This window comes from Tepidicaulis marinus, from assembly GCF_000739695.1.
GTDB lineage: Bacteria > Pseudomonadota > Alphaproteobacteria > Parvibaculales > Parvibaculaceae > Tepidicaulis > Tepidicaulis marinus.
The window spans coordinates 111,648-137,247 of the sequence record NZ_BBIO01000010.1 but is presented as its reverse complement, the minus strand read 5'-3'; the positions used below and the strand labels follow the sequence as shown (position 1 = coordinate 137,247).

Annotated in this window: 25 protein-coding genes; 14 read left to right on the top strand and 11 right to left on the bottom strand. The window is 60.5% G+C overall.

Annotated elements, in window-relative coordinates; translation table 11 throughout:
* Positions 1-133: 133 nt before the first annotated feature.
* Positions 134-1,093 carry a ribonucleotide-diphosphate reductase subunit beta gene (locus M2A_RS10660; RefSeq protein WP_045446981.1) on the bottom strand — a complete coding sequence of 320 codons (960 nt, stop codon included), beginning with the start codon at positions 1,091-1,093 and terminating at the stop codon, positions 134-136.
* A 79-nt stretch (positions 1,094-1,172) separates the two neighbouring features.
* Positions 1,173-3,221 (bottom strand): ribonucleoside-diphosphate reductase subunit alpha, encoded by a 2,049-nt coding sequence (locus tag M2A_RS10655; RefSeq protein WP_244444427.1) that lies wholly within the window; start codon positions 3,219-3,221, stop codon positions 1,173-1,175.
* Positions 3,222-3,656: 435 nt separating this feature from the next.
* On the opposite strand from M2A_RS10655, the gene pip reads away from it, so the two are divergent.
* The 3 genes from pip to M2A_RS18025 all read left to right on the top strand — a co-directional run bounded on the left by pip (position 3,657) and on the right by M2A_RS18025 (position 6,883).
* Complete coding sequence (gene pip, locus M2A_RS10650) at positions 3,657-4,610, top strand: prolyl aminopeptidase (RefSeq protein WP_045446978.1); 954 nt, start codon at positions 3,657-3,659, stop codon at positions 4,608-4,610.
* An 8-nt stretch (positions 4,611-4,618) separates the two neighbouring features.
* On the top strand, positions 4,619-5,212 hold the full coding sequence (locus tag M2A_RS10645; RefSeq protein ID WP_045446975.1) for a histidine phosphatase family protein: 594 nt from the start codon (positions 4,619-4,621) through the stop codon (positions 5,210-5,212).
* A 141-nt stretch (positions 5,213-5,353) separates the two neighbouring features.
* Positions 5,354-6,883 carry a hypothetical protein gene (locus M2A_RS18025; protein ID WP_156101732.1) on the top strand — a complete coding sequence of 510 codons (1,530 nt, stop codon included), beginning with the start codon at positions 5,354-5,356 and terminating at the stop codon, positions 6,881-6,883.
* Positions 6,884-6,958: 75 nt separating this feature from the next.
* Here M2A_RS18025 and M2A_RS10635 read toward each other — a convergent pair whose 3' ends face one another.
* Complete coding sequence (locus tag M2A_RS10635) at positions 6,959-8,491, bottom strand: choice-of-anchor I family protein (protein ID WP_052379400.1); 1,533 nt, start codon at positions 8,489-8,491, stop codon at positions 6,959-6,961.
* A 287-nt stretch (positions 8,492-8,778) separates the two neighbouring features.
* Here M2A_RS10635 and M2A_RS10630 point away from each other — a divergent pair, with 287 nt between their 5' ends.
* On the top strand, positions 8,779-9,918 hold the full coding sequence (locus tag M2A_RS10630) for a DUF2336 domain-containing protein (RefSeq protein ID WP_158597222.1): 1,140 nt from the start codon (positions 8,779-8,781) through the stop codon (positions 9,916-9,918).
* 4 nt (positions 9,919-9,922) lie between these two features.
* Here the strand turns inward: M2A_RS10630 and M2A_RS10625 are convergent, their stop codons facing one another.
* Entirely contained in the window at positions 9,923-10,693 is a 771-nt protein-coding gene (locus tag M2A_RS10625; RefSeq protein ID WP_045446966.1) for an SDR family NAD(P)-dependent oxidoreductase, read from the bottom strand.
* A gap of 137 nt (positions 10,694-10,830) precedes the next feature.
* On the opposite strand from M2A_RS10625, the gene M2A_RS10620 reads away from it, so the two are divergent.
* On the top strand, positions 10,831-12,030 hold the full coding sequence (locus M2A_RS10620; protein WP_045446963.1) for an acyl-CoA dehydrogenase family protein: 1,200 nt from the start codon (positions 10,831-10,833) through the stop codon (positions 12,028-12,030).
* Here M2A_RS10620 and M2A_RS10615 read toward each other — a convergent pair.
* Genes M2A_RS10615 through M2A_RS10605 form a run of 3 tightly spaced genes read right to left on the bottom strand, consistent with a single transcriptional unit; the run spans position 12,027 to position 13,557 of the window.
* Complete coding sequence (locus M2A_RS10615) at positions 12,027-12,452, bottom strand: globin (RefSeq protein WP_045446960.1); 426 nt, start codon at positions 12,450-12,452, stop codon at positions 12,027-12,029. The two genes, M2A_RS10620 and M2A_RS10615, sit on opposite strands and share 4 nt — an antisense overlap.
* Positions 12,453-12,463: 11 nt before the next feature.
* Positions 12,464-12,925 (bottom strand): MaoC/PaaZ C-terminal domain-containing protein, encoded by a 462-nt coding sequence (locus M2A_RS10610; protein WP_147446335.1) that lies wholly within the window; start codon positions 12,923-12,925, stop codon positions 12,464-12,466.
* A gap of 29 nt (positions 12,926-12,954) precedes the next feature.
* Positions 12,955-13,557, bottom strand: a complete 603-nt coding sequence (locus tag M2A_RS10605; RefSeq protein WP_045446954.1) for a TetR/AcrR family transcriptional regulator — start codon at positions 13,555-13,557, stop codon at positions 12,955-12,957.
* 100 nt (positions 13,558-13,657) lie between these two features.
* Here M2A_RS10605 and M2A_RS10600 point away from each other — a divergent pair, with 100 nt between their 5' ends.
* A complete protein-coding gene (locus tag M2A_RS10600; RefSeq protein ID WP_045446953.1) occupies positions 13,658-14,500 on the top strand; it encodes an alpha/beta fold hydrolase in 843 nt (280 codons plus the stop codon).
* Positions 14,501-14,567: 67 nt separating this feature from the next.
* Here the strand turns inward: M2A_RS10600 and M2A_RS10595 are convergent, their stop codons facing one another.
* Positions 14,568-15,773, bottom strand: coding sequence for an acetyl-CoA C-acyltransferase (locus tag M2A_RS10595; RefSeq protein WP_045446950.1), 1,206 nt, complete (start codon positions 15,771-15,773; stop codon positions 14,568-14,570).
* A 393-nt stretch (positions 15,774-16,166) separates the two neighbouring features.
* On the opposite strand from M2A_RS10595, the gene M2A_RS10590 reads away from it, so the two are divergent.
* Entirely contained in the window at positions 16,167-16,724 is a 558-nt protein-coding gene (locus tag M2A_RS10590) for an OmpA family protein (protein ID WP_045446947.1), read from the top strand.
* Positions 16,725-16,816: 92 nt separating this feature from the next.
* Here M2A_RS10590 and M2A_RS10585 read toward each other — a convergent pair whose 3' ends face one another.
* Positions 16,817-17,233, bottom strand: a complete 417-nt coding sequence (locus M2A_RS10585) for a secondary thiamine-phosphate synthase enzyme YjbQ (protein WP_045447049.1) — start codon at positions 17,231-17,233, stop codon at positions 16,817-16,819.
* Positions 17,234-17,351: 118 nt separating this feature from the next.
* On the opposite strand from M2A_RS10585, the gene M2A_RS10580 reads away from it, so the two are divergent.
* Positions 17,352-17,768, top strand: coding sequence for a PaaI family thioesterase (locus tag M2A_RS10580; RefSeq protein WP_045446945.1), 417 nt, complete (start codon positions 17,352-17,354; stop codon positions 17,766-17,768).
* A gap of 18 nt (positions 17,769-17,786) precedes the next feature.
* On the opposite strand, the gene M2A_RS10575 is transcribed toward M2A_RS10580, so the two are convergent.
* Complete coding sequence (locus M2A_RS10575; protein ID WP_045446942.1) at positions 17,787-18,665, bottom strand: crotonase/enoyl-CoA hydratase family protein; 879 nt, start codon at positions 18,663-18,665, stop codon at positions 17,787-17,789.
* A gap of 175 nt (positions 18,666-18,840) precedes the next feature.
* On the opposite strand from M2A_RS10575, the gene M2A_RS10570 reads away from it, so the two are divergent.
* The 3 genes from M2A_RS10570 to M2A_RS10560 all read left to right on the top strand — a co-directional run bounded on the left by M2A_RS10570 (position 18,841) and on the right by M2A_RS10560 (position 21,556).
* Positions 18,841-19,692, top strand: coding sequence for a MaoC/PaaZ C-terminal domain-containing protein (locus tag M2A_RS10570; protein ID WP_045446940.1), 852 nt, complete (start codon positions 18,841-18,843; stop codon positions 19,690-19,692).
* 236 nt (positions 19,693-19,928) lie between these two features.
* Entirely contained in the window at positions 19,929-20,945 is a 1,017-nt protein-coding gene (locus M2A_RS10565) for a GlxA family transcriptional regulator (RefSeq protein WP_045446938.1), read from the top strand.
* The gene (locus M2A_RS10560; protein ID WP_045446935.1) at positions 20,942-21,556 is read left to right on the top strand and encodes a DJ-1/PfpI family protein; all 615 of its coding nucleotides are present in this window, start codon (positions 20,942-20,944) and stop codon (positions 21,554-21,556) included. Before M2A_RS10565 ends, M2A_RS10560 begins: the two co-directional genes overlap by 4 nt.
* A gap of 419 nt (positions 21,557-21,975) precedes the next feature.
* Here M2A_RS10560 and M2A_RS10555 read toward each other — a convergent pair whose 3' ends face one another.
* Positions 21,976-22,212, bottom strand: coding sequence for a hypothetical protein (locus M2A_RS10555; RefSeq protein WP_156101731.1), 237 nt, complete (start codon positions 22,210-22,212; stop codon positions 21,976-21,978).
* Positions 22,213-22,436: 224 nt separating this feature from the next.
* On the opposite strand from M2A_RS10555, the gene M2A_RS10550 reads away from it, so the two are divergent.
* From M2A_RS10550 to M2A_RS10540, 3 genes are all read left to right on the top strand, one after another.
* Positions 22,437-23,612 (top strand): acyl-CoA dehydrogenase family protein, encoded by a 1,176-nt coding sequence (locus M2A_RS10550; RefSeq protein ID WP_045446929.1) that lies wholly within the window; start codon positions 22,437-22,439, stop codon positions 23,610-23,612.
* A 119-nt stretch (positions 23,613-23,731) separates the two neighbouring features.
* Positions 23,732-24,691 (top strand): alpha/beta hydrolase, encoded by a 960-nt coding sequence (locus M2A_RS10545; protein WP_045446926.1) that lies wholly within the window; start codon positions 23,732-23,734, stop codon positions 24,689-24,691.
* A 19-nt stretch (positions 24,692-24,710) separates the two neighbouring features.
* Positions 24,711-25,595 carry a crotonase/enoyl-CoA hydratase family protein gene (locus tag M2A_RS10540; protein WP_045446923.1) on the top strand — a complete coding sequence of 295 codons (885 nt, stop codon included), beginning with the start codon at positions 24,711-24,713 and terminating at the stop codon, positions 25,593-25,595.
* The last annotated feature ends 5 nt before the right edge of the window (positions 25,596-25,600 follow it).

Here is a 25,600-nt window from a genome sequence, read left to right as displayed (position 1 = left end):
CCCTCCGTATTGAGAGGGAATCATAAAACATAAATATCATTTTTAGCATTACGGTTTGGTAATACGGCAACGTCCAAACGAAAAACTCCCGCCTAGGGCGGGAGTTAGTCGGTGCATGGAACTAAAACTCAGATCAATCGAACGCTTCGTCCCAGGTGCCTTTGGTGGAGGCCTTGGAATATTCCGTTGCGCGGTTTTCGAAGAAGTTCGTGTGCTCGATGCCGTTCAGCATTTCATCCATCCAGGGCAGCGGGTTCTTTTCCACCCGGTAGATGGGCAAAAGCCCGAGCTGGGAAAGACGCGTATTGGCGATCCAGCGGATATAGGATTTCACCTGTTCGGCCGAGAGCCCTTCCACATCGCCTGCCTCGAAAGCAAGGTCGATAAAGGCATCTTCATGGTGGATGATCGTCTCGCAGGATTTGTAAATCTCGCGCTGCAAATCTTCGGTCCAGATTTCCGGCTTCTCACTGATAAAAGTGCGGAAAAGCTTGATGACGGAATTGGTGTGCAGCGTTTCATCGCGTGCCGACCACGTCACGATCTGGCCCATCCCCTTCATCTTGTTGAAGCGGGGGAAGTTCATCAGGATCGCGAAAGACGCAAATAACTGCACCCCCTCGGTAAAGGCACCGAAGACGGCGAGCGTCTTGGCGATATCCTCATCGGTGCTCACCCCCCATTCCTGCATATAGTCGTATTTGTCCTTCATCTGCTTGTATTTCATGAAGGCTTCATACTCGACTTCCGGCATGCCGATCGTGTCGAGCAAATGGGAATAGGCGGAAATATGCACCGTCTCGATATTGGAAAAGGCGGCGAGCATCATCTGCACTTCGGTCGGTTTGAAGACCTGCGAATAATGCTTCATGTAGCAATTGTTCACTTCCACATCCGCCTGCACGAAGAAGCGGAAAATCTGGGTGAGCAGATTGCGCTCAGGCTCGGTGAGCGATTTCGCCCAGTCCTTCACATCGTCGGCCAGCGGCACCTCTTCCGGCAGCCAGTGAATGCGCTGCTGCGTCAGCCAGGCATCATAGGCCCAGGGATAACGGAAGGGTTTGTATGTGGCGCGTTCTTCGAGAAGAGACATGGGATCGCTCCGGTTTAGGCTTCAGCACCAGATAAAGGGACTTGTGGCCCGGGTTTGACGCCGGGCCACGAAACGCAGCTTACTGACAGGACAGGCACTCGTCGTAATCCTGTTCGGCCGGATTGACGGCTTGCGCCGTAACCGGCCGGGAAGACGCGGCGCCCGCGCCGTTCATCGCAAAACGCGATTCCACGGCCACTTCTTCCAGCGTTTTCAGCGGCAATTCGGCGGCCTTCGATGGCGGCGCCATCAATTCGGACATCGCTCCGCCGCCTTGCGCCTTTTCGGCGCGCTGGATGGAAAGCGAGCGGCAGTAATAAAGCGACTTCACCCCTTTCTTCCAGGCCCGGTGGTGCAGCTGGTGCAATTCGCGCTTATGCACATCGGCGGCCAGGAAGATATTGACCGATTGCGCCTGGTCGATCATCGGCGCGCGGTCGGCGGCATGATCCACCACCCAGCGCTGATCGAGCTCGAAGGCGGTCTTGAAGACGTCTTTTTCTTCGTCGGAGAGGAAATCGAGATGCTGCACCGAGCCGCCATTCACCACGATGGAGGACCAGGTGTCTTCATCGTCGCGGCCTTTTTCTTCCAGCAGCTTTTTCAGATGCCGGTTCTTCACGTTGAAGGAGCCGGACAGCGTCTTATGCGTGTAGGAGTTCGCCGCGATGGGCTCGATGCCCGCGCTGGTGCCGCCGCAAATGATCGAGATCGAGGCGGTGGGCGCCACGGCCGTCTTGTTGGAGAAACGTTCCATCAGCCCGTAATCGGCCGCATCAAGGCAGGGCCCGCGCTCTTCGGCCAGTTTGCGGGAGGCGGCATTCACGCCTTCCTGGATCTGCGTGAAGATACGCGTGTTCCAGACCTTCGCCATCACGCCCTCGAAGGGGATCATGTTGGCCTGCAGGAAGGAGTGGAACCCCATCACGCCAAGCCCGACGGAGCGCTCGCGCATGGCCGAGTAAACGGCATTCGCCATTTCCGGCGGCGCGCGGTCGATAAAGTCCTGAATGACATTGTCGAGGAAGCGCATCACATCTTCGATGAAGGTCGGGTGATCCTGCCAGTCGAAATATTTTTCCATGTTGAGCGAGGACAGGCAGCAAACGGCGGTGCGCTGGTTGCCCAGATGATCCTCGCCCGTAGGCAGGGTGATCTCGGCGCACAGGTTCGAGGTTTTCACCTCGAGCCCCGCCAGCTTGTGATGTTCGGGCCGGGCGTTGTTCACCGTGTCCTTGAAGATCATGTAAGGCTCGCCCGTCTCGATGCGCGAGGTGAGCATGCGGATCCAGAGCGAGCGGGCCGAAACCGTTTTCTGCACGCTCTTGTCTTTCGGCGACAGAAGCGCCCAGTCCGCGTCTTCTTCCACCGCACGCATGAACGCATCGGAAATCAGCACGCCGTGGTGCAGATTGAGCGCCTTGCGGTTGGGGTCACCCCCCGTGGGGCGGCGCAGCTCGATGAATTCCTCGATCTCGGGATGATCCACCGGCAGATAGCAGGCCGCCGAGCCGCGGCGCAGCGAGCCCTGGCTGATCGCCAGCGTCAGCGAATCCATCACGCGGATGAAGGGGATGATGCCGGAGGTCTTGCCGTTGCCGCCCACCTTCTCGCCGATCGAGCGCAGGTTGCCCCAGTAAGAACCGATGCCGCCACCCTTCGCCGCCAGCCACACATTCTCGTTCCAAAGGCCGACAATGCCTTCCAGCGTGTCGGTCGCCTCGTTCAGGAAGCAGGAAATCGGCAGGCCGCGCTTCGTGCCGCCATTGGAGAGCACCGGCGTTGCCGGCATGAACCAGAGCTTGGAAATATAATCGTAAAGGCGCTGGGCATGGGCATCGTCGTCTGAATAGCAGGAGGCCACGCGCGCAAACAGATCCTGAAAGCTTTCGCCCGGCATCAGATAGCGGTCGCGCAGCGTCGCCTTGCCGAACTCGGTCAAAAGCGCATCGCGCGAGCGGTCGAGCTTGACCGAACGCCCGGCAGCCACCTGCACGCGCTGGTCGGCATGAGCGAACGGAATTTCCGGCTCATCGCTCACCGGCTCGCCCTGCATCTGGCGCTGGCCCCGCGCCGGTGCGTGATTGCCCGAGATAATGCCCGAAACCATGGCCTCAACGTCACTCATATCTACCGCTTTCGACGAATCATTGAACATTCTGGATCCCTCTACCCCGCTTCCGCCGCCGCTCAAAACGGACAAAAGTCCCTCGTTGGGTCCCCGTGCGGTTGAGACCCGTTCCCCGGCCACGCCTGTGGCCAGTCTTCCTCAATTTTTGGAAGCGCCGCCTCCCCCGAAGTGTCCCCAGCGGCGCAGCGCGTCTAGATATAGTATCTGCCGTTAATGCCGCGTCAACCTATTGCGATCCCAAGGGTGATTTTTTTTGGTTAACAAGCTCTTAACGCAAGGTGAAGCTCTCATGAAAAATGCTTTGGGTCCAGCCGCTTAAAGCGAATTTTGTCTGTTTCGCAACGCTTGCCTTTCGTGTCATCAAGGACACATTCAAGACGCTGATGCTTGAGTGCGAGACTCACCTGCCGATTTTCCTGAAACGAGGCTGCCATGACCGACCGGCGCACGCTCTATCCCGAGATCGAGCCCTATTCTTCCGGCTTTTTGAAAGTATCGGACTTGCACACGATCTATTACGAAGAATGCGGCAACCCGAAGGGCAAGCCCGTGCTCATCGTCCATGGCGGGCCGGGCGGGGGCTGCAACCCCACCATGCGCCGCACTCACGACCCCAAGGCCTACCGCATCATCCTCGTGGATCAACGCGGCTGCGGGCGCTCCACCCCCCATGCCGAACTGGAAGGCAACACGACCTGGGACCTGGTGGCCGATTTCGAAAAGCTGCGCGAGAAACTGGGTATCGAGCGCTGGCAGCTGTGCGGCGGTTCCTGGGGCTCGACGCTTTCACTCGCCTATGCCGAAACGCACCCGGAGCGCGTGACCGAGCTTATTCTACGCGGCATTTTCATGCTGCGCCGCTGGGAGCTCGACTGGTTCTACCAGCAGGGCACCGACGCGCTTTTCCCCGATGCCTGGGAGGCTTATCTCGCCCCGATCCCGGAAGCCGAGCGCGGCGATCTTATGGCCGCTTACTACAAACGCCTGACGGGAGACGACGAGGCGGAGAAACTCGCCTGCGCCAGGGCCTGGAGCACCTGGGAAGGCACGACGCTCTCTCTCCTGCCCGATGCCGAGCGCCAGGCCCGCTTCGGCGATGATCATTTCGCCATCGCTTTTGCCCGGATCGAGTGCCATTACTTCATGAACAAGGGCTTTTTCGAACGCGACGACCAGCTGCTTGCCAATGCCGGCCGCCTGAAAGGTATTCCCGGTGTCATGGTGCATGGGCGCTATGATGTCGTCACGCCGCTCAAAAACGCCTGGGACCTGAAAAAAGCCTGGCCGGAAGCCGAGCTGGAAATTATCGCGGATGCCGGCCACACGGCGACCGAGCCGGGCATTGTCGATGCGCTGGTGCGGGCGAGCGATAAGTTCCGGTCTTGAAGTTTTCCATGCCCTGCGCCTTCCCTCATACGCTTTATATCGTGCGGCACGGCCAGACCGCCTGGAACGCCGAGCGGCGCTTTCAGGGCCAGCGCGACACGCCGCTCAACGACAAGGGACGCGGGCAAGCGCGGCGGAACGGCGAGGCGCTCATGGAGGCACAGGCAGACCTTTCCGCGCTCCGCTTTATCGCAAGCCCCCTTGCCCGGGCCAGGGAGACGATGGAAATCCTGCGGGCCGCGCTTGGCCTCGATCCCCATGCGTATGAAACCGACCCGCTCTTGATGGAGCTTTCCTATGGCAGCTGGGAAGGCATGACCCTTCATGACATTTCCACCAACCACAAGCCTGAATGGGATGCGCGCGAGGCCGACAAATGGCATACCCCCCCGCCGGGCGGCGAATCCTACGCGCAAGGGGAAGCGCGCGCCCGGCAGTTTCTCGGCGCGCTGCAAGGCGGCACGCTGATCGTTGCCCATGGCGGCATGCAGCGCGCCTTCCGCGCCCTACTCGAAGACCTGCCGCGGGGCGAAGCGGCCGTGCTCGATATTCCCCAGGACAGGATTTACCGCTGGGACGGCGCGGGCGCGGGCTGGATATAAGTCACAACCGCACGCAACCTCTCCCACATAACAATCACGCGAGCGTAAGGCAGTTTCTGCTTTCAGCAGCTCTTCTCCCGCGATAGGCTTTTACTCAGTTAGTTTTGCGTAGGCGTTTCGTTCCCTTAACGGAGAAAGCCGATGCCAAAACCGCTTCTTCCCGCACTTGTGGATGCTACCGTCTCTGGGCGCCTCAGCGCCGCAGAGTTTGAAAGAGCACTGCACGAAATTCCCGCAGCCGAACTGGCCAAAGCCGCGCACGCCTTCGGAATTCAGGCCGACCGGCTTCCCGACGAGCCGGAACTTCTGGCACGTATTCTTGCTCGTGAAATTTTTCCCGCCTCACACCGAAAACCTGTGGAAACCGAGACGGCTTTTATCGGCGAATTCGTGAAAGCTGATCCGCATGGCAACCGCCCCTTCATCGTTCTTCAGGACAATGGCAAAGGTGTTCATGTCATACCGGCAGGAAAGGATGGCGCAGCAGAAAAAGGCCGTCCAAGGGGAGAACGTCCGGATGAGAAACTAGCGGGTCCTGGAAAAGAGACCGGGAACGACACCCCTGGAAGAGCACCTGACGGGGAAGCCCCTGCGCCGGAAGAACCCGGCGATACGCCGGGAAACGGGCTTCAGCCTCCCGTAGAGCGCAACGCAACGCCTTACTACCGGGCCAATATCAAGCTGGTTATGTATATTCCTTACGAGCCAAACAACTTTCCCGTGCCCAATCGCATTCTTCCGCAATGGCGCGGGCAGATGAACGGCATCGAGGACCCTGCGATGCGCCTTCTTCTGGCAACGGGCAACCCCCCGCCGCCGGACAGTTTCTCCGACCGTGCCGCTTTTCAACGTTTCGTGGATTCTAAAGAATATCGAGGCATCATTGATATCGATCTGATGTTCTGCTGCGGGTCGGATGGGCAAGTAACCCAAGGCCGGAAGAACTTCACTACCATCGTGGGGTTCACACCCTCTTTCGCCAACGTTCCCGTAGACCAGCTGCATCAGCATCATTTGGATCACGAGACCATGACCTCACAGGTGGAACGCGCATTCCAAAGCGGGGCAAACAACGTAGCGACGGCTATGTTGGACCAAGCGGCGTCGACGGTGACGCCTAACGATTTTGAAGTTCCGGCCGACGCGCTCAAGAAAGCTCTTGAGCACAACAACCATCCTTCGACGGCGGAGTCATTCTCACAAGGTGTGAGCCGGGTAAAGGAGAGCGAGTTAATCGAAACATCCACATCCTGCCGGGCTTACTTCGCGGAACAGCAGGTGCAGGTCAACCCTGTTGACAACGTGTTCTATTACATGCTCACGGGCTGCGTCCTTCCTTACGCATGGACGCAGCTGCGTATCGATTTTTGCTGCGACACACATACACTCGAAGTCGTTGCATGGGGTTCTTCTATCCCCAACCGCAATCTTTATATCAACAACCGGAAGGTCACGGCTTATGACATGCTGAGCCAAAACTTCGATGTCATCAAACACAGCATTCCCTTTGGTCCGCCTGAAGGTAACGCCGACTCAACCTTGGTCATGGACCCGACCAGCGCCGGACGCATGGCATTTACGCCGGAATCGGAAATCCGGATATCGAGAGCATTACCTGGCACACCCGGATGCCCGGCGAGTATTCCGTCCGATTGGCTCTATGATCCATGAGGCGCAAACCGCTGCTGCTCATGAAAACGGCGCCTCGAGGGCGCCGTTTCACGTCTGCTCTCAAGCGAGCACTGTTTACTTCACCATCACTTCATAGATCGACGTGGTGCCCGAGACTTCGTTGCCCACCGCCAGGAGCGGCTTGCCGTTCGGGGAGACATCGGCGCTAATAAAGGCAAGGCCTTCGGGTGCCAGATCACCGGCGGTGCCCGCTTTCGGGTCGCCCGCGAAATCGCGGTTGTTGACGTAACCGGCAAAACGCGCGGCGGCAGGCACCGTTACATCATAGACCATGATGCCGCCGGCCCGCTCGAGGCCGATAAAGGCATAGGTCTTGGCACCGACCTTGCCGACCGTCACACCTTCCGGCTCCGGGCCCTTGTCGTCGGAGCGATTATCGCCGCTATCGTTTTCGTCATTCGTCGAGTTGAAATTTACGCCGAGGCGTTCGGCGGTGATCTTTTCGAAATCCGAGCGGCTGTCGAACACCTGATTGCCTGCCTCGTCCCAGATGGAAAAGGAGCGTGACCCGAACGCCATGAGTTTTTCGATCTTCCCGTCGCCATCCGCGTCGGAGGAGAGCGGCGAGATTTTGAGGCGGCCGAGATTGCTCTTGGCCTGCAGCTCTTCAGCATTCGGGAAGGCTGCGGGGTCGAGCGCCACATCCTTGATGCGCGCTTCATCTTCGAAAGCTTCGTACTCGCGGCTATCACCTTCATTGGCGGTAACAAGATAGGTCTTGCCGCCTGCTTCATAAGCGGCGATGGAATCAGGCATATACATGCCCCAGACCGGCCAGGTGCCGAGCCGCGCCCCGCCATCCTTATTGGAAGGGTCGAAGGCGATCTTCGAATGGTCCTGATAACCGAGCCCGAAAACCTTGGTCACTTTTGCCGAAGCGATATCGACAATCGCAATGGCATTGTTTTCCTGCAAGGTGACATAGGCCGTGCGGCTGTCCGGGGAGACGGCGATATATTCCGGCTCCACATCCTGGGCAAAACTCGCGGAAGGATGGCCCATGCGCATCCCGTCGGGCAGCTTATCGCGCGAGAAAGCGCCAAAGCCTGCCGTGCGCACGCTCTTATCCGCGACCTTGATAATTGAGACCGAGCCTTCCGGGTCGGTTTTGTAATCATCGCTCGGCTCGCCTTCATTGGCGACAAGCACATAAGCGCCGTCCGGCGTGAAAGTCACCATGTCAGGCCCCGCACCCACTTCCACGGCGCCTGCTTCTTTGCCCTCTGAGGTAAAGAACACCACCTTGCCCGGTTCCTGGTCTGGATCTGCGGCAACGGCCACGGCAATGAGCCCGCCATGGACGGCGACCGAATTGGCCTTCTTGCCATGGGCCTTGGCATTGAGCACGCCCGCTTTCACCGGGCCCGCCGGGTTCGCAAGGTCCAGAATATCCACCACCTTGGCATCGGCATTAACCACATAGAGACGTTTTCCCGCCGGCTCATAGGCGACGATTTCCGCCGCGCCTTCATCGAAAATACCGGTTTTGTAAGTGCCCAGCAGATTAAGCTGGACGGCATCGGCGGCGAAGGCCGGCGCCGGGAGGCAAAGAGCCGCCATGATGGCAAGCGCGCGCGCAGTGCTCATGTCGCAAATTCCCTGAAAATGCCTGAAAACGAAGGCCCCCATGACCCCGTCCCATGGCGTCTGATGAAAGCTGGAATGCCATGCCCGCGCGACGGTTTTGTGACGGATTTGGGGGAGCCCGAAGCGATGCAGAGGGGCCAGAATGTCCGCTTCCATTAACAGCCACTTAACCCGGTCATGCGATATTGAATGGCCCGGGAAACCATACCGGGAGGGAACCGAATATGGCGGCCAGGCCGCTTTATCAGGGATATCGCGCGCTTATGGCCCCCATGCCTTCATCCGCTATGCCACAGTCCACGCCGCGGCCGAACCTTGCCGAGTTGCGCGCCGAAGCAGCTGAGATGATCATGCTGCTGATGGGCGCGGACGAGGTTGCTCCCAAAGACCGGCAGACGGCGCACGATCTGCTCGATCAGCTTTCCCGCGACAAGGAAGCGCAAGTGCGCGCCGCCCTTGCCCATGCCATTTCTTCTTACGCGCTGCTGCCCCGCCCCACCGCCCAGCGCCTTGCCGAGGACATCAGCGAAGTCGCCATTCCGGTGATCACGGATTCGCCCGTTCTCCACGACGATTTTCTGGAAGCCATGGTACGCCAGATGCAAGGGGATGACCCGCGCCAGCACGCCATCGCCTCGCGCCCATCCGTTTCCAGCCGCGTGTCCCACGCGCTGGTGGAAAAAGAAGATGCCGAACTTGCCGCCACGCTGTTGAAAAACGAAGGCGCGGAAATTTCAGAGCACACGATGGAAGCCGTGATCACCTATCACGAGCGCCATGGCGATGTGCTTAAACTCGTTGCTCACCGCAAAGACCTGACGCCCAAAACGGTCAAGCGCTGCCACCTGATGATCCTCGACAATCTGGTCGAAGCGGAAGTTGCGCAGGAAATGCAGCGCGTGCTTATGGAAACCTATGAGCTGCCTGCCGGGCTTGCCGAGGATATCGTGCTGAACGCGCGCGAACAGATGATCGCCAACCGCCTGCCCGCAGACGAGGACAACGCCCATGAGGCCGAGCTTCTGGCGCTGGCCGAACTTCTGCACAATCAAGGCGAGTTGACGCCGACGCTGCTTTTCCGCTGCGCCTGCACCGGCGATCTCGATTTCCTCTCAGCCGCTTTTCAGGTGATGTGCGAGGAAGAAGCCGAAGCCGTGGTCTTTGCGTTTTATGCGCAGGGCGAGGACAGTTTCCGCACGCTCTACCAGAAGGCGGGTCTTTCGCCCTATTTCCGCTATGCGATTACGGCGGCGGTCAAGGTCGTGACGACCCGCAAGAAAAAGGGCCTGCCGATGCATCCGGAGGCCTTCGTGCCGGAGATCGTCGAAAAGATCATCCGCTTTTACCGCAATATCGGCCCCGGCACGGTGGAGAATGTGATCGGCCAGCTGAAGCGCGAAGCCCAGCGGGCCGACCAGCGCGGCTAAGCTTTTAAAAATTCACCCGCGACGTATAAGCCCCGTCCACGACCATGTTGATACCGCTGGTAAAGCTCGAGGCCGGGCTTGCCAGAAAGACGGCGGCATTGGCGATGTCCTGCGGGCTCGCCATCCGGCCCATCGGGTTTTTCTCCATCGCTTCTTTGAACGTGTCGGGCATGTGCTGCTCAATCATGTCCCAGACCCCGCCTTTGAAATAGACGGTGCCGGGGGAGACGACATTCGTGCGCACATGTTTTTTGGCCCCCGCTTTCGCAAAGCCCTTTGCCATATGAATGAGCGCGGCTTTCATGGCGCCATATGCATTGGGCGAAGAGGTTTCCGCCGCCGAGACGGAAGAGATGATGACGAAAGAGGCATCACCGTTCGCGGCTGCGGATTTTTCCAAGTGAGGCCTAGCCGCTTCCATGGAACGCTGCGCGCCCATGACATCGACATTGAAACCGGCCTGCCAGTTTTCCTCAGCATTGCCGGCGCTGAGCGCGCTGGCATTGGAAACCAGAATATCGATGCCGCCCAACTCTCCGGCGGCTTTCTCGATAAAGGCTTTGAGCGCCGCGCCATCGGCAATATCGACGCTCGCCCCGCTCGCCTTCACACCCTTGGCGGCAAGCTCGCTCACCGCCGCATCGATCTGATCCTGATTGCGCGCGCAGATCGCAACATTGCAGCCTTCATCCGCCAGCGTGTCCGCGATCGCCCGGCCAATGCCGCGTGTGCCGCCCAGAACCACCGCCCGCTTGCCTTTAAGTCCCAAATCCATGCCGTCCTCCCGTTTTCAGTGATGATTGGGTCTGAGCCTATAGAAACGACGCAGCGTCCGAAAGGCTTCGCAGGAGGCCAATTGACGGGCATTTTTTCGGCGCTAGGTTGGAGGGCAAAGAGCGAGGAGTTTTCCCCATGGAACTGGCAATGGCGGCGGAAGATGCCGCATTCCGCGACGAGGTTCGCGCGTTTCTCGACACCCATCTGACCGACGAGCTGCGCGAGGCGGGCCGGCTGACGACCAGCGTCTTCACGGACCGCGACTACAACCTCAAATGGCACAAGATCCTTTATGAAAAGGGATGGGTCGCCCCCAATTGGCCGGAGGAATATGGCGGCACGGGCTGGAGCGAGATGCAGAAATATATCTGGTCGTCCGAATGCGCCCGCGCCCAGACACCGAACCTCTCGCCCATGGGCCTTCGCATGTGCGGCCCGGTGATCATGAAATACGGCACGCAGGAGCAGAAAGACTTCTACCTGCCGCGCATCCTGGCCGGCGAGGATTACTGGTGCCAGGGCTATTCCGAGCCGGGCTCGGGCTCCGACCTTGCCTCGCTGCAATGCAAAGCGGTGCGCGAGGGGGATGAGTACGTCATCAACGGCACGAAAATCTGGACCACCCATGCCCATTTCGCCAACCGCATGTTTTGCCTCGTGCGCACGGATGCAAGCGGCAAGCCGCAGCAGGGCATTACCTTCCTTTTGATCGATATGGACACGCCCGGCCTCAAGGTCGAGCCGATCCTCACCATGGCGGGTGACCATGAAGTCAATCAGGTCTTCTTCGACGATGTGCACGTGCCGGTGAAAAACCGTGTGGGTGAAGAAAACGATGGCTGGACGGTCGCCAAATACCTGCTCGAATTCGAGCGGGGCGGCGCTTATGCGGCAGGCCTTGAAGTCAATATTCAGCAGGTCGAACATATCGCCCATCAGGAAGCGGCCGATGGCGGCAAGCTGATCGACGATCCGGCTTTCAAAGCCAAGCTCGATGACGCCGCGATCCGCGTCAAGGCGCTGGAAATGACCGAGCACCGCATCATGTCCGCGATGTCCGCAGGCCAAAACCCGGGACCGGCCTCTTCCATGCTGAAGGCGGGCGGCACGGAACTGAAGCAGCTTATCGATACGCTAGCGGTCGAGGCGATCGGCTATTACATGGCGCCTTTCGAACGCGAAGCGCGCGAGCCCGGCTCCAATATCGCGCCGGTGGGTCCCGATTATGCGCTCACCCCCATGGCGACCTATCTCAACAACCGCGCCTCTTCGATCTATGGCGGCTCGAACGAGGTTCAGCGCAACATCATGGCAAAACTGGTGCTCGGGCTTTAAGCCCGGGCGCTCTGCGCCCTCTCTCCCGTTTCCTCGCGGATCATGTCATCGATCTCGCCGAGCAGCGCGTTCCAATCCCTTTCCATCGCCTCCGTCCAGTCCGCGCCCAAAATATCCTTGAACGTGTCGCGCAGAATGGGGAAGAACGTGCCGAAGACATCCGGCGCAATGCCGAGATTGTCATGGTTAACGAGTTCGGAGCGGATGAAATGCGGCGCGATATGGCGCTCGCCCGTAAAGTCGATCAGGTTCTCCAGCACTTCCTGCAGCATATGGCCTTTGGCGGCATCGTCCTTGTCGAGGACGAAGAGCGGCTTCATCTGCGGGTGCTGCTCGAAGAGTTTGGCATAAACGGCCCCCGTCGGATCGGCGCAGCGCTCGCTGACCTGCTCCAGGCTTTCCATCACAGCTTCGCCCGCCATCACCCTTCCCCTTAAACCTTGCGCTTGATCAGCAGCGTCGTTGTCTGCGTGAAGACAGTTTCACCGTCCTGATTGGCCAGTATATGCCGGTTCTTCACGATGCCCCTGTCCGGCTTCGAGCCGGAAGGGCGTTTTTCTATACATTCAATGGTCAGCGTCAGCGTATCGCCGAGCTTGGCGGCTCTATGAAAGCGCACTTCGTCATAGCCGAGCGCGCCGATCACCGCCGTTTCATGGGGAAGACGGCTTGCGAGCCACAGCACCACCGCCTGAATATGCGTGCCGCAGGCAGTCAGCGTGCCATAGACGGATTGGGAGGCCGCCTCCTTGTTAATGTGAAAGGGTTGCGGGTCCCATTTGGCGGCGAAGGCGACGATCTCTTCTTCCGTCATTTCATAGGCCGCATCGATGGGCCATTCCTCGCCCACGTCAAAATCGTCGAAATAGCGCATCTCGTCCCTGCCTTTCCGCACTCTTTCCGGGGGGCTTTTCAGGAGGCCGGCTAGGGATGCCGGCGCAATTCTTCTAAAAGCGCGCCCAGTGTCTTTTTCGCTTCTTTTTCGCCGAGGCCGAGATCGGCGAACTCGCCTTCCGCCACCCCGTCGCAGAGCCGTTCAATTTGAAGCAGCAAAACGGCAAGCTCCGCAAGGCGGCTTTTGGACGCGCCGGGCCCGGCTACCCTCGAAAGCTGACGCAGCCGGCTTTCGGCCCGCGCGGCGCGCACGGCCTCGTCTTCCACGGCAAGCTGCCTCAGCGAGCGGCGGAATAAAAGATGGTTCCGGTGATGGGAAATCACCGCTTCAGCCAGCTTTAAAGACGGCGCTTTTTGCGCGGCAAGGCCGGCTAACATCTCCCGCTCCGCTTCTTCCCAGTCCCGGTAAACGGCAAGGAAGATGTCGGTCTTGTCCTTGAACCAGCGATAGAAAGTTTGCGGGGCAAAACCCGCGCGCCGGGCAATCTTATTCGTGTCCGTGCCCGCAAAGCCATGAGCATTGAACTCTTCAGCCGCCGCGCGCGTCAGGCGGCGGGGCGTTTCCCCCTTGCCGCGCGCGCGTTTTGCGCCTTGTGCCGCCTGTGCGCCTCGTGCCGATTCTGCTTCTGCCATAGGTCCCGTGATACCCGCCTTTGCCCGCCGCGCCAATTACCGCTCTTGAAATACCCTAAAAGTGATATATCTATCACTAAACTTGAACGGGAGGCAGAAAATGAACGCACGAGCCTGGACGGGAACGCCGGAAGATGCGGAAATTGTGGAAGTTGACGGAGTGCGGCTCGCCGTTGCCCGCTCCGGGCAAGGCCCTGCGGTCATTTGCCTCCATGCCATCGGCCACGGGGCGCGGGATTTCGAGCGCTTTGCAAAACTTGCGGGCCGCGATTTTGAAATCATCCGCCTCGACTGGCCGGGCCAGGGCCGCTCCGGCCCGGACAACGAGCCCGCCAGTGCCGCGCGCTATGCCGAGCTTCTCTCCGGCGTGATCGAGAAACTTAGGATCGAACGCCCCATCCTTCTTGGCTGCTCCGTCGGCGGGGCCGCCGCGCTCATCTATGCCGCGAGCGTACCCGGCAAAGTACGCGGGCTCGTTGCCTGCAGTCCCGGCGGGCTCATGGAGATCGACGCAAAGGCCCGCAAAGCGATCGGCCTCATGGTGAAGTTCTTTTCCGCCGGCGAGCGCGGGGCGCGCTGGTTCGCGCCCGCCTTCCGCGTCTATTACCGCTTTCTGGTGCTGCCGAAACGCCCGGCCGCGGCGCAAAGGCGGCGCATCGTTGCCGCCGGTTATGAAACCGCCCCGGTCTTACGTGCGGCATGGGAGAGCTTTGCCGCGCCCGAGGCCGACATCCGCTCCCTCGCCCTTTCTCTCGACATTCCTGTCTGGTTTGCCTGGGCGAAAGGCGACCGGATTGTGGCGCTGAAAGCCAGCCTTCCCGTAATCAAACAAATGAAGAAAGCCGGGCTCACCACTTTTCCCGGCGGCCATGCACCTTTCCTCGAACGGCCGAAAGCTTTTGCCAAAGCCTTCACCGCGTTTGCGAAGACGTTACCTGCATAACTTCTCACGCAAAAAGCAAAGGGCCCGCGCGAGGCGCAGGCCCTTCAACTCATTCATGCCCGAAATCTTAGAAGATTTCGAAGAGGCCGGCTGCGCCCATGCCGCCGCCGATGCACATGGTCACAACGCCGTATTTGGCGCCGCGGCGCTTGCCTTCGAGCAGGATGTGGCCGGTGAGGCGCGCACCCGTCATGCCGAAGGGGTGGCCGATGGCGATGGAGCCGCCATTGACGTTGTATTTGTCGGGATCGATGCCCAGCGTATCGCGGCAGTAGAGACACTGGCTGGCGAACGCTTCGTTCAGTTCCCAAAGGTCGATATCGTCGACTTTGAGGCCCGTGCGCTCCAAAAGACGCGGGATCGCGTAAACCGGGCCGATACCCATTTCATCGGGCTCGCAGCCGGCAACGGCAAAGCCGCGGAACGCGCCGAGCGGCTCGAGACCGCGGCGTTCGGCTTCCTTGGCTTCCATCAGGAGGCAAGAAGCGGCGCCGTCGGAAAGCTGCGAAGCGTTACCGGCGGTGATGTACCGGCCTTCCTTGACCTTCTGGCCGTTCTTGAAGACCGGCTTCAGCGAGGCAAGACCTTCCAGCGTCGTGTCGGGACGGTTGCATTCGTCCTTGTCCACCACGTAATCGACGATGGTTTCTTCGCCCGTTTCCTTGTTGACCTTTTTCATCTTGGTCTTCATGGGAACGATTTCATTGTCGAACTTGCCTTCGGCCTGGGCCTTGGCAATCAGCTGCTGCGAGCGCAGCGAGAACTCGTCTTGCGCTTCACGGGAGATGCCGTAACGCTCGGCAACGATTTCAGCCGTTTCGATCATCGCCATCCACAGTTCCGGCTTTTCCTGCATCAACTTCTCTTCGGTGAAGTTGTTGAGGTTGAGGCCCTGCATCTGGGTCAGCGAAATGGTTTCAACGCCGCCGCCGATGGCGACCGGCACGTTGTTGTTGACGATCGCGTTGGCAGCCATCGCGATGGTCTGCAGGCCCGACGAGCAGAAACGGTTGACCGTGGTGCCGGAGGTCGTGACCGGGCAGCCGGCCCAGATGGCGGCGGTGCGGCCGACATTGTGGCCCGTGGCGCCTTCCGGCGCGCCGCAGCCCATGATCACGTCTTCGACTTCACCCGGCTCGACGCCAGCGCGCTCGATCGCGTGTTTGATGGTGTGCCCGGCGAGCGCCGCGCCGTGGGTCATGTTGAAACCGCCGCGGCCGGATTTCGCCAGACCCGTGCGGGCGGTCGAAACGATGACTGCTTCCCTTGCCATGATAGATCTCCCTTATGGTTCAATTTGCACGACAGAGCCCGGCGGTGCCTGACCTTGGAGGAGGCAGGGACACCATAAAGCGCGGATTCCGTTACGTTCCCAATGGTTGGCGGCACCATAACGGCCCGAGTGCGCCCTGGGAATCAAAAAAATTGACCAGTGACGTGCCAATTCTGAACCGCAACTCGCAGGAATCCGCGCCTTTTTGAAAGCTGCGCGCGCCGGGGTGCCTCGAAATCGCCTTAAAACCATCACGCCGCCGCCTTTGGAGCACCCAAGACGTGCCGGATTCCGCTGCCATCTTCATTCTCAGAACAAAGGGCCTTCCCCGCTCGTTCACATGATTGAGAGCAGAGAAATGTCGGGGCAGGGCTTCACAGATGGAGTGTGACGATGACCCGCGCTTATATGCCGATCCGCACTTTTACAGCTCCGGCCGCTTTGGCAGCCGGCCTTGCGCTTGTCGCAGGCGCCTTCATGCCCACGGGCGCCATTGCACAGCCGGCCGCCGCTGCGCCGGGGCACATCCTCACTTGCGCCAGCGCGCCGATGGAAGCGGCAGCTGCCGAAAGCATCGAGCAGCGCGCCGTGACGGTGAGCGCGGAAATCGCGCCTGCTTTCGACAGCGAATTTGAAGACGGCCCCCGAGAGAAAGTTTCCATGCCGGTCTATTTCAAGCCCGGCGGCAGCGACATGACGCCGGAGGCCCGCGAGGCGCTTTCCGCCTTTGCCGATGAAGTGCTGACGGAAGGTTCTGCCCGCATCGCGATTTCCGCCGCGCCCTCCTTCATGCCTGCGCTTTACGGCGAAACGGCAACGCAGCGCGCAAGCGCCGTGCTCGACACGCTGATCGAGCTTGGCGTGCCGGCCAGCATGATTTCCCTCGAGCCGCTCGACAGTGAGCGGACCGTTCCCACCGCAACCCTCAGCGGTGACAGCCAAGACGTGTGAGAAACACGCTTTAAAAACCCCTCCTCGTTCCTCGATGCTTCCCCGGTGATGTTCCCTCGCGTCACCGGGGTTTTCTTTTGCGCCGAGGAACTTTACTCGCCGATGAAATGCAAAATGACGCTGCGCTGATGCGCCATTGCCCGGTGCTCGAGCAGCCATATCCCCTGCCAGGTGCCGAGCCCCAGCCGCCCGCCGATGACGGGAATGGAAAGATGGGTCTGGGTGAGCGCTGTTTTCAAATGCGCGGGCATATCGTCCGGGCCTTCCGTGTCATGGGCATAGTCTGCCTCTTCCGGGGCAAGGCGCGCCAGGAAATCCGTCAGATCGCGCATTACATCCGGATCGGCATTTTCCATGATGGTGAGCGAGGCGGAGGTATGGCGGATGAAAACGCTGAGCAACCCCTCTTCCGCCTCGATCTGGTCAAGCCAATCGCGAATCTCCGCCGTCAGTTCAAGCGCCTGGCGCGCACCGGTTTCAAGACGGATGGTTCTGTGCCGTTGACGCATCATGAAGCTCGTCCCTTTCCTGATCTCTTTTCATGGCCGCGCGAAACAGGTAGATAGCCTCAGTCACGCCGAACGAGGCTGGCCTATCGATCGTTGCCGGATCCCAAGGAGTATAAAGATGAGCGACGCGCCGACAAACGAGCAAGACCCCGGCATGCTTCTTAGCCAGTTTGCGCAAGAAGCGATGGGCGCCGCGCTTTCTCCCCGCCTTGATGGAAATGACCCGCTGACGCTCAGCTTCGATGTCAAAGACGCGCATCTGGCAAGCGGCGCGCTCGATGCCGGCTATGCGATGGGCTTTGCCGCGCTCGCGCTCAGGCTTTTGGCGGCAAGCACGGCGGGCGGCGACACGGCCAGCCCGCTTTCCATCAATTCCGATTTTACCGGCACGGCAAAGGCCGGTGAGCGCGTCACCGCCTGCGCGCAGATCACGCGGCGCACCCGCTCGGTGATTTTTTCGGATGTCTCCTTAAGCGCAAACGGGCGCAATCTTCTCACCGCAACGGCGGTGTACAAGATCACGCCCGCTGAATAGCGCTTTAGCTTAGACCGCTCAGACGACGTCCATCGGGTTCTTGATGGGCGGCAGGTCGTCGAATTCCGGTTCGCGTTTTTCCATCTTCGCTTTAAAGGCTTCGGCCATATCCGTGCCCTGATACATGCCCGCCTGCCAGACGGCGATATGTTTCAGGCCATCGGCAATGGAATGATCGCGCGCATAGTTCAGCATTTCCTTCGAGCCCCAAACGGCCAGCGGCGTTTTGGACGCAATCTCGCGGGCGATCTCCATCACGCCTGCGAGCATTTCCTCCTGCGTGTCGAAGATACGGGTCACGAAACCGTTCGCCGCCGCTTCATCCGCGCCCATGCGCCGGCCCGTATAGGAAAGCTCGCGCACCAGCCCTTGCGGCAGAAGATGCGGCAAGCGCGGAAAGGTGCCCACATCCGCCGTCATGCCGATATTGATTTCCTGCACGCAGAAGAAGGCGTCTTTCGTGGCATAGCGGATATCGCAAGCGCTGGCGAAATCTACGCCGCCGCCGATGCACCCGCCCTGCACGGCCATGAGCACGGGGATGCGCGCTTCATCGAGGCAGGAGAAAGTTTTCTGCAGCGCCTGGGCCGCCATCATGATGGTGGTGTTCTTACGCGCCGCTTCCATCTTGCGCCCGCCATGGGTGCCGTCGCCGAAAACCGACAGGTCCATCCCGGCGGTGAAGTGCTTGCCCGTCGAGGAAATCACGATCACCCGCGCCTTCGCATTGGCATCGATATCTTCGACGATCGCCGGCAGATCGCGCCAGAAGGCCTTGTTCATCGTGTTGAGCGCGTCGGGGCGCGACAGTTTTATGTGGGCGATCTTGTCTTTGATCTCCACATCGAAACATTCATACGCGCGTTGCGGCGTTGACGCTGCGGCGGCCTGGCTCATGTCATCTCTCCCTCAAAATTGCGGTTTGGCGCCATTATCCTTGGGCCGCACTTTATCACGGCGCCCCGCGCAGAACGATGCTTGCAGCGTGTCCATATTCGCGGTTCCATAGGGCAAGTTTGAACAGGGGCGGTCCGCAAGCGAACCGCAAAGCCCCGCAATCAGGGAGGCGGCCATGGCCATCGATTACGAACACCTCATGTCACTGAAATCGGAAGGGCAGGAATTTTCCTATGGTGACCGGGAAACCATGCTCTACGCACTGGGCATCGGCTTCGGGCGCGACCCCATGAACGACAAGGAATTGCCTTTCGTTTACGAAAAAGACCTGCAGACCATTCCCACCATGTCCTCGGTCATTGCCTGGGGCGCTGGGCCGATGGCGCAGAGCGGCATCAATTATCTCATGGTCGTGCACGGCGAACAGAAACTGACCATGCACAAGCCCCTGCCCGTAGCCGCCGACATCACCGCCGACAGCCGCGTCATCGGCGCCTATGACAAAGGCGCGGACAAGGGCGCCATCATCATTACCGAAACGCTGATCAAAGATAAAAAGACGGGCGATAAGCTCTGCACCATGCAGTCCACCACCTTTGCGCGCGGCGATGGCGGCTTCGGCGGCCCGAGCGAGGGTGCGCCCAAACCCCATCCCCTGCCCGAGCGCGCGCCGGACCAGACGGTGGAGGTGGACACCCGCCCCGACCAAGCGCTGCTTTACCGCCTTTCCGGCGACCGCAACCCGCTTCATGCGGACCCCGAAGTTGCCAAGATGGCGGGCTTTCCCGCGCCCATCCTGCATGGGCTGTGCACCTATGGCACCTGCTGCCGGGCGATCATTTCGTCCGTCTGCGATTATGACGCCTCGAAGATCACCGGTTTCGACGTGCGCTTTTCCTCGCCCGTCTTTCCCGGCGAAACGATCCTGGTCGATATCTGGCAGGACGGGAAAACCGTTTCCTTCCGCGCCCGCGTGAAAGAGCGCGATGCCGTGGTGATCAATAACGGTAAATGCACGCTGGCCTGAGGGCACTTCCCTCATCCGGCACTTTAAAACAAAGCTCATGGACCCCGGGACAAGCCCGGGGTGACAGCTGCGGTAAATGGCAGGGCAGCACCCCCCCCATAAAAGCCGTCATCCCGGCCCCCGAGCCGGGGTCCATGCAGCCTCTCTCTATTACCGCAGCGACCGCCCCGCCATTTGGCATAAATTGTGGGATAATTGACATTTCCGCCAAGCGCCGGGCGGGCTAGTCTTTCCCCATGAGCCAAGCCAAACCCGCACCGCGCCTCACCGTCATGGTCGCCTTTCCGAGGGCCCAGGTCCTGGATATTACCGGGCCCATGCAGATGTTTGCGGGCGCCAATGGCGCGGCCGGCGCGAGGCGCTACGAGCTGGTGCTGACGGCGGAAGACAAAGCGCCGCTCAAGACCAATGGCGGGCTGAAGCTGATGCCCGACCGCTCCTTCAGCGATTTCACGGCGGCCGATTTCAAACGCATCGACACGCTTCTTATTTGCGGCGGCGACGGCACGGCGGCGGCCATGGAAAATCCCGCCCTCCTTTCCTTCTGCCGCAAGGCCGCAAAGCAGGCGCGGCGCGTTGCCTCCATCTGCACGGGCGCGTTCGTTCTCGCCGCGCTTGGGCTTTTGGACGGCAAGCGCGCCACCACCCATTGGGAATCGCTATCCAAGATGCAGACGCTCTACCCCGAAATCGAGGTCGATGAGGATGCGATCTATGTAAGGGACGGAAAGTTCTGGACTTCGGCAGGCGTAACCACCGGCATCGATATGGCGCTCGCCATGATCGGCGAGGATATGGGCCATGAGACGGCGCTGGCCGTCGCGCGCCAGCATGTCGTTTATATGATCAGGCCGGGCGGCCAGTCGCAATTCTCCGCTCAGCTCAAGGCGCAGTCCGTGGCGCCGGGGCGGCTGTCGGATCTCATGCAATGGATCATCGAGCATCCTTCCGCCGATCTGACCATCCCGGCCCTTGCCGAGCGCGCGCATATGAGCGAGCGGACATTCGCGCGCGCGTTTCAAGCCGAGACGGGCATGACGCCTGCCCGCTTCGTCATGCAGGCGCGGCTCGAACATGCCCGCCAGCGCCTTGAACAGGCGCAGGACCCGGTGGAAGAGGTTGCCCGCGCCAGCGGCTTTTCCAACACCGAACATATGCGCCGCACCTTTCAGCGCATGCTCAATGTCAGCCCGCAAGCTTACCGCGAGCGCTTTCACTCTCCCGCCCTTTCAGCCCTTGGAGTTCATTCATGACACGGAATATCGGTATTCTCATTTTCGACGGCGCCGAAGAGCTCGACTTTGTCGGCCCGTGGGAAGTTTTCACCATGTCGAATGAAATGTTCGCCCTGCAGGGAAACGAGCGGCCCGACGAGGTGTTTCTCATCTCACCTGGCGGAGCCCCTGTCACCTGCGCCAAAGGCATGCGGGTGGAAGCGGACTATTCCTTCAAAACGGCCCCGATCCTCGATGTCCTTCTCATTCCCGGCGGCAACGGCACGCGGGCGCTCGAGAAAGACGAAGCGATGCTGGATTATCTGCGCGCCGCCGCACCTGCCTGCGGCTGGGTGACGAGCGTGTGCACCGGCTCTTTGGTGCTGGCGGCGGCAGGCCTTGCCAAAGGCAAACGCATCACCACCCATTGGGCCTTTGTGGAAGAACTGCGCAAGCGGCCCTACGGCGCAGAAGTTTTGGAGAACGCGCGCTATGTACGGGACGGCAATCTCGTCACCGCTGCCGGCGTTTCCGCCGGGATCGATATGGCGCTTTGGCTGACCGGCCAGCTTCACGGGTCCGCCCATGCGCGCCTCACCCAGCGCGGCATGGAATATGACCCGGCCCCGCCCTATACGGCGGAGGTTTGAGCGTTAACCATGGGAGGCAAGGCAAAAGCCCGCTTCATGGGAGCGGGGAGAAAATACGCCTGTGCCTTTACTGCGCCGCGGCATCAAAAAATTTCTCTTGTCTCATTCTGACACGTTGACCTTCACGTTCAATCCCGCCTATCCTCCTGCCGCTGGAGTGATCCCTCTAGTCCTGTCGGGGGGCTGGACCTGGGGTTGATCGCTCGCCGCAGCTTTTACCGGCTGTATGGGGTCCATGCGTAGTTTGGGCCCGACCGGTCAAGAAAGCTGACGTGCCCTGGGGGACGTTTCGATAAGCGCGCTATCAACGCTTTTCGAAATCCGGGGAAAAAGAGGGCGCCGATTCACGAGAGTGTTGTCGTAGGGGTTCGATTACGGCGCGGCGCCCTCATCTCCCCCGGAGAAGCTTCCTCAACGCATCAGGAATTCAGGCGTTTGCAATACGGCACAGGCTGGCCGCTTGCTGCGGCGCTGCGCGGTTTTCCGCCAAGGGCACGCATTTCCTCCACATGTTTTAGGCAAACCTCCCGGCAGAGGCAGTCGGAAAGCTGCGCGCAGCGGGCAAGCACCTGAAGATGGGCCAGCGCATCTTCCTCCAGGCCAAGCTCACGCACCTTGACCGCCAGGCGCAGCCGGTCATGACAAAAAGGCACCATCGCGCCCTCCTTCCCAAAAAGCATCCCAAGGAGTGCCAGTCTGCCTTTTTGCCGGCGCGCGCGTATTGATCCGCGTCAACCGCGGCCCCCTGCCGGTATTTTCCGCAGGAGACGCGGCGTCAGCGAGGCCTTGCTTGCATGGCAGGCGCGTTTGGCGACAATGCTGACCCAAACAAGCCGGGCCGCCCAAACAAGACCCGGCATCCATTTCAGGGAGAGCGCTCATGGCCGCGCAATTCGATTTCGACACCACCCGTCTGCCCAGCCCTTTCATGAATGACAGTCATCATCACTGGCGCGCGGAGCTGCGCAAATTCGTGGAAAAGGAAATGATGCCTTATGCCGACGAATGGGACGAGGCGGGCGGCTTTCCCGAAGAGCTTTACAAGAAAGCCTCCGAATTCGGCCTCCTGCGCATGGGCTATCCCGAGCAATATGGCGGCATCTCGGAGGGGCTCGACCGTTTCCACGGCATCGTGACCTCCGAGGAGCTTGCGCGGCTCGGCGCGGGCGGCGTGACCGCGAGCCTCATGGTGCATGGCATCGGCCTGCCGCCGATCATGGCGATCGGCTCCGATGAAATGAAAGAACGCATCGCCCCGCCGGTTCTCAACGGCGACAAGCGCATTTCCCTTGCCATTACCGAGCCGGGCGCGGGCTCCGACGTTGCCAATATCTCCACGAAAGCCGTGCGGGACGGCGATCATTATATCGTCAACGGCTCGAAAATGTTCATCACCGGCGGCATGCGCGCGCATCACTTCACCACCGCCGTGCGCACGGGCGGTGAAGGCATGCGGGGCATCTCGCTCTTGCTGATCGATGCCGATGCGCCGGGCGTCACCCGCACGCCGCTGAAAAAAATGGGCTGGTGGGCCTCCGACACCGCCGCAATTTATTTCGACGACGTGAAAGTGCCCGCCTCCAATCTTATCGGCGAAGAGAACCAGGGCTTTATCGGCATCGTGAACAATTTCAACGGCGAGCGGCTGGGCATGGCTGCCGGTGCCATGGGCTCGGCCCGCGTCTGCCTTGAAGAAGCGGTGAACTGGGCGCAGGAACGCAAGACCTTCGGCAAGCGTCTCGGCGATCATCAGGTGATCCGCCACAAGATCGCGGAGATGGTTCGCCAGATCAATGCGACGCAGGCTTATCTGGAAATCTGCGCCTGGCGGGTGCAGAACGGGGAAACGCCGGTCGCCGATCTTGCCATGCTGAAAGTGCAGGCAACGCTGACGCTCGAATTCTGCGCGCGCGAGGCGATGCAGATACTCGGCGGCTCGGGCTATATGCGCGGCAACCGCGTGGAGCGCATTTACCGGGAAGTCAGGGTGAATGCCATCGGCGGCGGCTCGGAAGAAATCATGCGCGATCTCGCCGCCCGCCAGCTCGGCATCTAAACCTCACCGGCCGTCAGGTTTTCAAAGAGCCCCGCTTTCGCGAAAAGCAGGGTTTCCCCTGCGGCTTTCCTTTTGACGGCGCTGCCTGCTACAAGAGAGCAAATAACGGGGAGCCAACCATGTCCGACAATCCATTCGACCCTGCCCTTTACCGCGACGAGGCGGTTTCCGCCGAAACCAAAGCGATCAATGACGGCATCGTCCAACTGACCGAGGGCATCGAGGATAATTGGGACATCGGCCCCGCCGAAGCGCGCGCAAGGCGCGAGCGCGGCGAAGGCCCCTTCCCGCTGCCCCCGCTTTCCCCGCGCGCAAAAACACGCACGATCGACACGCCTGCCGGCAAACTCGATCTGCGCATCATTGCGCCGGACAATCCCAAAGGCGCTTATCTTCACATTCATGGCGGCGGCTGGACCTTTGGCGGCGCGGCGCAGCAGGACGCGCTCCTCGAGCGCATTGCCGATAATACCGGCCTTGCGGCGGTGAGCGTCGAATACCGCCTTGCGCCCGAGAACCCTTATCCTGCAGCGCCCGATGATTGCGAGGCCGCCGCACTCTGGCTCACACAAAACGCCAAAGCGGAATTCGGCACGGAGTTTCTAACCATTGGCGGCGAGTCCGCCGGCGCGCATCTTGCCGCCGTCACGCTGCTGCGCCTGCGCGACAAGCACGGCTTTACCGGCTTTAAAGGTGCCAATCTCGTTTTCGGCTGTTACGACATGCGCATGACACCGAGCGCGCGGTCCTTCGGCGGGCGCAAACTCATTCTGCGCACCAAAGATGTGGAAGAGTTCCGCCGCTGTTTCGTGCCGGCCGATGCCGATCTCGAAAATCCGGATATTTCCCCGATCTTCGCCGATTTGAAAGATATGCCGCCTGCGCTTTTCTCCGTCGGCACGCAAGATGCGCTGCTCGATGACAGTCTTTTCATGCATGCGCGCTGGGTGGCGGCGGGCAACAAGGCCGAACTTGCGGTCTATCCGGGCGGCGCCCATGGCTTTATCGCTTTTCCCGGCCAGCTTGCCGAAAGCGGCCTTGCCCGCATCGACCGGTTCTTGAACGAGGTTCAGGCCTAATCTCAAGGAAGCAGCCCCCATGAGCGAGACGTTTCAGCATCTTCTCTATGAAAAAGACGGGCGCATAGCGCGCATCACGCTGAACCGGCCGGACCGGCTCAATGCCATTGCGTCCGGTATGCCGCGCGAGATTGCCCGCGCCGTCGAGCTTGCGAACGAAGATGACGACATCCATGTCATCGTGCTGACGGGGGCGGGGCGGGCTTTTTCCGCAGGGTACGATCTGAAAGATTTCGCTGAGCGGCGCGGCAACAACCAAGGCGCGCAGGCGATGGACGCCGACGGGCGGCCCTGGGACCCGATGGTGGACTTCAACATGATGTTCGCCAACACCAAGGACTTCATGTCGCTCTGGCGCAGCTACAAACCCACCATCGCCAAGGTACGCGGCTTTGCCGTGGCCGGGGGCAGCGACATCGCGCTGTGCTGCGACCTCGTCGTCATGGCGGAAGATGCCAAGATCGGTTATCCGCCCGCCCGCGTCTGGGGCTGCCCGACAACGGCCATGTGGGCCTACCGGCTGGGCGTGGAAAAAGCCAAACGCATGTTGCTGACGGGCGATCTTATTACCGGCAGGGAAGCTGCCGAGATGGGGCTCGTGCTCGAGGCGGTGAGCGAAGAGCGCCTCGATGCCCGTGTCGATGAACTCGCCGAACGCATGGCCGGCGTGCCGCGCAACCAGCTCATGATGCAGAAGCTGATGCTCAACCGCGCGGTCGAGCAGATGGGCATGGAAACGACGCAAATGATCGCGACGCTTTTCGACGGTATTACCCGCCACTCGCCCGAAGGCATGTGGTTCAAGGAAATGGCCGAAGAAAAAGGCTTCCAGGAAGCGGTGAAAATGCGCGATGGCGGCACGCCGATCGCAGAGGGCGTCTCGCGCCCCACCTATAAGTTCTGAGCCCC

Excerpts from the sequence above, each read along its gene's own strand:
- M2A_RS10575 (WP_045446942.1), bottom strand. The coding sequence starts at position 18,665 with ATGAGCCAGGCCGCCGCAGCGTCAACGCCGCAACGCGCGTATGAATGT.
- M2A_RS10545 (WP_045446926.1), top strand. The coding sequence starts at position 23,732 with ATGTCCGACAATCCATTCGACCCTGCCCTTTACCGCGACGAGGCGGTT.
- M2A_RS10605 (WP_045446954.1), bottom strand. The coding sequence starts at position 13,557 with ATGGCAGAAGCAGAATCGGCACGAGGCGCACAGGCGGCACAAGGCGCA.
- M2A_RS10635 (WP_052379400.1), bottom strand. The coding sequence starts at position 8,491 with ATGAGCACTGCGCGCGCGCTTGCCATCATGGCGGCTCTTTGCCTCCCG.
- M2A_RS10595 (WP_045446950.1), bottom strand. The coding sequence starts at position 15,773 with ATGGCAAGGGAAGCAGTCATCGTTTCGACCGCCCGCACGGGTCTGGCG.
- M2A_RS10660 (WP_045446981.1), bottom strand. The coding sequence starts at position 1,093 with ATGTCTCTTCTCGAAGAACGCGCCACATACAAACCCTTCCGTTATCCC.
- M2A_RS10655 (WP_244444427.1), bottom strand. The coding sequence starts at position 3,221 with ATGAGTGACGTTGAGGCCATGGTTTCGGGCATTATCTCGGGCAATCAC.
- M2A_RS10620 (WP_045446963.1), top strand. The coding sequence starts at position 10,831 with ATGGAACTGGCAATGGCGGCGGAAGATGCCGCATTCCGCGACGAGGTT.
- M2A_RS10540 (WP_045446923.1), top strand. The coding sequence starts at position 24,711 with ATGAGCGAGACGTTTCAGCATCTTCTCTATGAAAAAGACGGGCGCATA.
- M2A_RS10555 (WP_156101731.1), bottom strand. The coding sequence starts at position 22,212 with ATGGTGCCTTTTTGTCATGACCGGCTGCGCCTGGCGGTCAAGGTGCGT.
- M2A_RS10580 (WP_045446945.1), top strand. The coding sequence starts at position 17,352 with ATGAGCGACGCGCCGACAAACGAGCAAGACCCCGGCATGCTTCTTAGC.
- M2A_RS18025 (WP_156101732.1), top strand. The coding sequence starts at position 5,354 with ATGCCAAAACCGCTTCTTCCCGCACTTGTGGATGCTACCGTCTCTGGG.
- M2A_RS10570 (WP_045446940.1), top strand. The coding sequence starts at position 18,841 with ATGGCCATCGATTACGAACACCTCATGTCACTGAAATCGGAAGGGCAG.
- M2A_RS10600 (WP_045446953.1), top strand. The coding sequence starts at position 13,658 with ATGAACGCACGAGCCTGGACGGGAACGCCGGAAGATGCGGAAATTGTG.
- M2A_RS10550 (WP_045446929.1), top strand. The coding sequence starts at position 22,437 with ATGGCCGCGCAATTCGATTTCGACACCACCCGTCTGCCCAGCCCTTTC.
- M2A_RS10625 (WP_045446966.1), bottom strand. The coding sequence starts at position 10,693 with ATGGATTTGGGACTTAAAGGCAAGCGGGCGGTGGTTCTGGGCGGCACA.
- M2A_RS10560 (WP_045446935.1), top strand. The coding sequence starts at position 20,942 with ATGACACGGAATATCGGTATTCTCATTTTCGACGGCGCCGAAGAGCTC.
- pip (WP_045446978.1), top strand. The coding sequence starts at position 3,657 with ATGACCGACCGGCGCACGCTCTATCCCGAGATCGAGCCCTATTCTTCC.
- M2A_RS10630 (WP_158597222.1), top strand. The coding sequence starts at position 8,779 with ATGCCACAGTCCACGCCGCGGCCGAACCTTGCCGAGTTGCGCGCCGAA.
- M2A_RS10585 (WP_045447049.1), bottom strand. The coding sequence starts at position 17,233 with ATGCGTCAACGGCACAGAACCATCCGTCTTGAAACCGGTGCGCGCCAG.
- M2A_RS10615 (WP_045446960.1), bottom strand. The coding sequence starts at position 12,452 with ATGGCGGGCGAAGCTGTGATGGAAAGCCTGGAGCAGGTCAGCGAGCGC.
- M2A_RS10645 (WP_045446975.1), top strand. The coding sequence starts at position 4,619 with ATGCCCTGCGCCTTCCCTCATACGCTTTATATCGTGCGGCACGGCCAG.
- M2A_RS10590 (WP_045446947.1), top strand. The coding sequence starts at position 16,167 with ATGACCCGCGCTTATATGCCGATCCGCACTTTTACAGCTCCGGCCGCT.
- M2A_RS10565 (WP_045446938.1), top strand. The coding sequence starts at position 19,929 with ATGAGCCAAGCCAAACCCGCACCGCGCCTCACCGTCATGGTCGCCTTT.